At 72.6% G+C, this 5,013-nt stretch carries 5 protein-coding genes; 3 read left to right on the forward strand and 2 right to left on the reverse strand.

Annotation, left to right across the window (positions count from 1 at the left end; all coding sequences use genetic code 11):
- Nucleotides 1-4: 4 nt before the first annotated feature.
- Complete coding sequence (locus tag VQ02_RS31190; RefSeq protein ID WP_063838527.1) at nucleotides 5-829, forward strand: transporter substrate-binding domain-containing protein; 825 nt, start codon at nucleotides 5-7, stop codon at nucleotides 827-829.
- A 9-nt stretch (nucleotides 830-838) separates the two neighbouring features.
- On the opposite strand, the gene VQ02_RS31195 is transcribed toward VQ02_RS31190, so the two are convergent.
- Nucleotides 839-1,648 (reverse strand): SDR family NAD(P)-dependent oxidoreductase, encoded by an 810-nt coding sequence (locus VQ02_RS31195; RefSeq protein WP_048448147.1) that lies wholly within the window; start codon nucleotides 1,646-1,648, stop codon nucleotides 839-841.
- 7 nt (nucleotides 1,649-1,655) lie between these two features.
- Nucleotides 1,656-2,438: an SDR family NAD(P)-dependent oxidoreductase gene (locus VQ02_RS31200; protein ID WP_048448148.1), complete on the reverse strand. Its 783-nt coding sequence runs from the start codon at nucleotides 2,436-2,438 to the stop codon at nucleotides 1,656-1,658.
- A 291-nt stretch (nucleotides 2,439-2,729) separates the two neighbouring features.
- On the opposite strand from VQ02_RS31200, the gene VQ02_RS31205 reads away from it, so the two are divergent.
- Nucleotides 2,730-3,758, forward strand: coding sequence for an LLM class flavin-dependent oxidoreductase (locus VQ02_RS31205; protein ID WP_048448149.1), 1,029 nt, complete (start codon nucleotides 2,730-2,732; stop codon nucleotides 3,756-3,758).
- Nucleotides 3,759-3,852: 94 nt separating this feature from the next.
- On the forward strand, nucleotides 3,853-5,013 hold a 1,161-nt coding region (locus tag VQ02_RS31210; RefSeq protein ID WP_048448150.1), incomplete at its 3' end, for a lysine--tRNA ligase.

A 5,013-nucleotide genomic window follows, 5' to 3' on the forward strand; every position in this document is an offset into this window, starting at 1 on the left:
CCTTCTGCTCGGCGGTTGGGGGGCGCCCGTGCGGGTGCGGCCCGCGGGGCGGGGGGCCGCCGACCGGGTGACCACCCCGACTTCCGGAACCCCGCGCCCCGGGCGGGGGCGGCGGGGCCCGCCGCGGGCCCGGGGGGGGGTGCGCTCCCTGCCCGACGACAAATCCCCGCCGCTCCACTTCGCCGGGCCGGACGGCAACCCGACGGGGTTCGCCGTCGAGCTCGCCCGGGCGGCCTGCGAGAAGCTCGGCCTGACCTGCACCGTGCAGGTCCGCCGGTTCGACACCCTGCTCGACGCGCTCAAGGCCAACCAGGGCGACGTGGTGGCGGCCGCGGTGCCGCTCACTGCTTCCCTGCGAACGGACCACCGGGCGACCCGGCCGTACTTCCGCTGGCCCGCCCGCTTCGCAGTGCGCAGCGACAAGGGCCTGCCCGCCCCCGACCCGAAGGTCTTGGCCGAGCAGGCCGTCGGCGTGGTCTCCGGCACCGCCCACGAGGCTTACCTGCGCACCTTCTTCCACGTCACGCCGAAGACCTACCCGGATCTCGCCACCGCCGAGGCGGCCCTGCGCCGGGGCGAGATCGCGTACCTGTTCGGCGACGGGCTGGCGCTGGCGCTGTGGATCGGTGGCACCGACGCTGGCGGATGCTGCGCCTTCTCGGGCGGCGACTACCTGGAGAACCGCTACTTCGGCGAGGGCATCGGCTTCGTCACCCGCAAGGAGGACGAAGTTCTGGCCCGCGCCCTCGACGACGCGCTTCAGCGCCTGTGGGACGAGGGCAAGTACGCCGAGCTGTACCTGCGGTTCTTCCCCGTCAGCCCGTTCTGAGCGGCCGGCTCACGCTCCGTCCCCGCGGACCTTGGGCGCCCGCGGCACGAACGGGTGGGTGCTCGACAGGCCGCCATCGACCGCCAGCGCCTGGCCGTTGACATAGGCGGCCTCGTCGCTCGCCAGGAACACCGCCGCGGCCGCCACCTCCTCGGGCAGGCCGGCCCGACGCAGCGGGTTGAGCTGGCCGATGCGGTCCGCCTTGCCCTTCGCCCGGGAGGCGGCGAACAGGCCCGCCGTCATGCCGGTCTCGATCAGGCCGGGGCAGACGGCATTGATCCTGAGCCCCGAGCCCGCGAAGGCCTCCGCCGAGGTCTGGACCAGGCTGATGACCCCGGCCTTGCTGGCGCTGTAGGCCGCCCCCGCGGCGTTGGCCCTCAGGCCCGCGACGGACGCGGTGCAGACGATCGCCCCGCCGCCGTGGCGCAGGAGGAGCGGGCCCCCGTGCTTGATCGCCAGGAAGGCGCCGATCAGGTTGACCCGTAGGACCTCCTCCCAGAGCTCCACGCTCTGCTCGGTGAACGGCACGGTGCCGCCGCCGATCCCCGCATTGGCGTGGATGGCGTCGAGCCGGCCGAAGGCACGCTCGGCGGCCGCCAGGAAGCCGGTCACGTCGGCCTCGCGGCCGGCATCCGCCGCGAGCGCCAGGGCCCGGCCGCCCTCCGCCGCGATGAGCGCGGCGGTCTCCTCGGCGCCGGCCGCATCGCGATCGACCACCACGACCGCTGCCTCCTCGCGGGCGAACAGCAGGGCGGAGGCCCGGCCGATGCCGCTGCCGGCCCCGGTGACGAGAACGACCTTGTCCGTGAAGCGCGCCATCGTGCCCTCACGCCACCGTGTAGCCGCCGTCGATCACCAGCACCTGCCCGGTGTGGTAGGCCGACGCCCCGCTCATCAGGTAGACCGCGATGCCCCCGAAATCTTCGGGCCGGCCGAAGCGGCGGGCGGGGATGCGCGGCAGGTTGAAGGTCACGAACTTCTCGTTCGCCATCAGGCCTGCCGTCATGTCGCTCTCGATCCAGCCCGGCAGGATCGCGTTGGCGGTCACGCCGTAGCGGGCGAGCTCGACCGCGAGCGCCCGCACCATCGCGTTGAGCGCTCCCTTGGTGGCGCCGTAATGCTCGTTGCGGGCGGCCCCCAGCAGCGAGGCGACGCTCGAGGTCGCGACGAGCCGCCCGAAGGCGTCGCCGCCCGCGGCGCGCTCGGCCATGTGCCGGGCCGCGACCTGGAAGCTCGCCACCACCCCGTCGAGGTTGACCGCGAAGGTGCGCCGCCACTCCTCAGGCTCCCGCTCCAGGAACGAGCGCCGGCCACCCCCGGCCACCCCCGCATTGGCGAACAGCCCGTCGACCCGGCCGAAGCGGGAGAGCGTCGCGTCGAAGGACGCCTGGACGGCCTCCGCATCGGCCACGTCGCAAACCTCCGCGGCGACCGGAGCCCCGGTCGCCGCGAGGCGATCGAGCGCGCGCCGGTTCTTCTCCGCGTCGCGGCCCCAGATCGAGACCGCGCAGCCGGCGCCGGCCAGCGCCTCCGCCATCCCGAGCCCGATGCCGCCATTGCCGCCGGTGACCACCGCCACCCGGCCGGTGAGATCGAACAAGCCCGCCATGGGTCCTCCCCGGATCGCCCGTCTTGTCGTCGTCGCGGGCACGGGCCTCAGCATCGGAGAAAGCCCGAGAGCGGGCAAGGTCTCGTTTTAGAAAGACCGGAATGGACAACCGCCTTCGCCCGCTCTCCCGGCCGGAAGTGGCGGTATGCGGGCTGGCCTTGCCCGCGGACGTTCCGGGCCGCGCTGCCCGTGCATGTCACGCATCGGCCCGGCGCGCTTGCATACGCCGGTCGCAGGCCAAATCTTGAACACCAGCAGGGGACACGCACTCACGAACCTCGGGACCCGCCGATGCCGCCATTCTCCGTTCTCGACCTCGCGCCGATCCCGCAGGGCGCCACGCCCGGCGACGCGTTGCGCAACACCCTCGACCTGGCCCAGCACGCCGACCGCTGGGGCTTCACCCGCTACTGGGTTGCCGAGCACCACAACATGACGGGCATCGCCAGCGCGGCGACCGCGGTGGTGGTGGGCTACATCGCCGGGGGCACGCACCGGATCCGGGTCGGGGCCGGCGGCATCATGCTGCCGAACCACTCCCCGATGGTGATCGCCGAGCAGTTCGGCACGCTCGCCGAGCTCTATCCGGGCCGCATCGACCTCGGTCTCGGCCGCGCCCCGGGCACCGACCAGCGCACCCTGCGGGCCCTGCGCCGCGATCCGGCGGCCTCCGACCACTTCCCGCAGGACGTGCTCGAGCTCCAGACCCTGCTCGGGCCCCTCGATGCCGGCCGGGTGATCCAGGCGGTGCCGGGCACCGGCACCAACGTGCCGCTCTGGATCCTCGGCTCGAGCCTGTTCGGGGCGCAGCTCGCCGCGATGCTGGGCCTGCCTTACGCGTTCGCCTCGCACTTCGCGCCCGATGCGCTGATCCAGGCCCTCGAGGTCTACCGTGCCCGCTTCGAGCCCTCGGCGCAGCTCTCGAAGCCCCACGCGATGATCGGGGTCAACGTGATCGCGGCGGAGACCGACGGCGAGGCGCGGCGGCTGTTTACCTCGGCCCAGCAATCCTTCACCAACATCTTCCGCGGCACCCGCGGCCAGCTGCCGCCGCCGATCGACGACATCGAGACCTACTGGTCGGGGCACGAGAAGGTGCAGGCCTCCGGCATGCTGGCCTGCTCGGTGGTGGGCTCGCCCGCGACGGTGCGCCAGGGGCTCGCCGCCCTCGCGGCCCGGACGCAGGCCGACGAGCTGATGGTGGCCGGCGCGATCTACGACCACCGGGCTCGCTTGCGCTCCTACGAGATCCTCGCGGACCTGATGGCGGAGGACCAGCAGCAGGCCGGGGCGTCCGCGCGCGAGCCCGCCCACGCCTGAACGGCGAGCGTTGACCCTCGGGAGCGCGGCCCATAGGGTGCCGGGCTCCCTTCACGCTCACCGGAATGCCGCGTCCCGCGCGGCCTCGACCCTCATGCCCGCACTCAGCATCGATCCCGCCCTGGCGGAGGCCGCCGCCTCCGCGCCCGCCTGGCCCTTCGAGGAGGCGCGCAAGCTCGTCGCCCGGCTGGAGCGGACGGGCAAAGGCGAGGTGCTGTTCGAGACCGGCTACGGCCCCTCGGGCCTGCCCCATATCGGCACCTTCGGCGAGGTCGCCCGCACCTCGATGGTGCGCCATGCCTTCCGCGTGCTGACGAACGATTCCGTGCCGACCCGCCTCGTCGCCTTCTCGGACGACATGGACGGCCTGCGCAAGGTGCCGGACAACGTGCCGAACAAGGCGCTGCTGGCGGAAAACCTCAACAAGCCGCTGACCGCGGTGCCCGACCCGTTCGGCACCCACGACAGCTTCGGCGCCCACAACAACGCCGAGCTGCGCCGCTTCCTCGACTCGTTCGGCTTCGACTACGAGTTCCTCTCGGCCACCGAGTGCTACCGTTCGGGCCGCTTCGACGCGACCCTGCTCACCGTCCTCGAGCGCTACGACGCCGTGATGGGGGTGATGCTGCCGTCCTTGCGGGCGGAGCGCTCCGCCTCCTACTCGCCGTTCCTGCCGCTCCACCCGGTCACCGGGCACGTGATGCAGGTGCCGATCGAGGAGGTGAAGGTGTCCTCCGGCACCATCGTGTGGCGCGACCCGGAGACGGGGGAGGCCTACGAGACCCCGGTCACCGGCGGCCACGCCAAGCTGCAGTGGAAGCCCGACTGGGCGATGCGCTGGGTGGCGCTCGGCGTCGATTACGAGATGGCCGGCAAGGACCTGATCGACTCGGTCAAGCTCTCGGGCCAGATCGCCCGGGTGCTCGGCGCCGAGCCGCCCGAGGGCTTCAACTACGAGCTCTTCCTCGACGAGAAGGGCCAGAAGATCTCGAAGTCGAAGGGCAACGGCCTGACCATCGACGAGTGGCTGGCCTACGGCACGCCGGAGAGCCTCGCGCTGTTCATGTACAACAAGCCGCGGGAGGCCAAGCGGCTGCACTTCGACGTCATCCCGCGCCACGTCGACGACTACCTGTCGTTCCTGGAGAAGTTTCCGGGGCAGGATGCGAAGCTGAAGCTCGGCAACCCGGTCTGGCACCTCCACGCCGGCGAGCCGCCGGCCCCGGAGCGGGTGGGCGAGGGCGGGGCGATCCCG

This window comes from Methylobacterium variabile (assembly GCF_001043975.1).
In the GTDB taxonomy this organism is placed as follows: Bacteria; Pseudomonadota; Alphaproteobacteria; order Rhizobiales; family Beijerinckiaceae; genus Methylobacterium; species Methylobacterium variabile.

Excerpts from the sequence above, each read along its gene's own strand:
- VQ02_RS31195 (WP_048448147.1), bottom strand. The coding sequence starts at position 1,648 with ATGGCGCGCTTCACGGACAAGGTCGTTCTCGTCACCGGGGCCGGCAGC.
- VQ02_RS31200 (WP_048448148.1), bottom strand. The coding sequence starts at position 2,438 with ATGGCGGGCTTGTTCGATCTCACCGGCCGGGTGGCGGTGGTCACCGGC.
- VQ02_RS31205 (WP_048448149.1), top strand. The coding sequence starts at position 2,730 with ATGCCGCCATTCTCCGTTCTCGACCTCGCGCCGATCCCGCAGGGCGCC.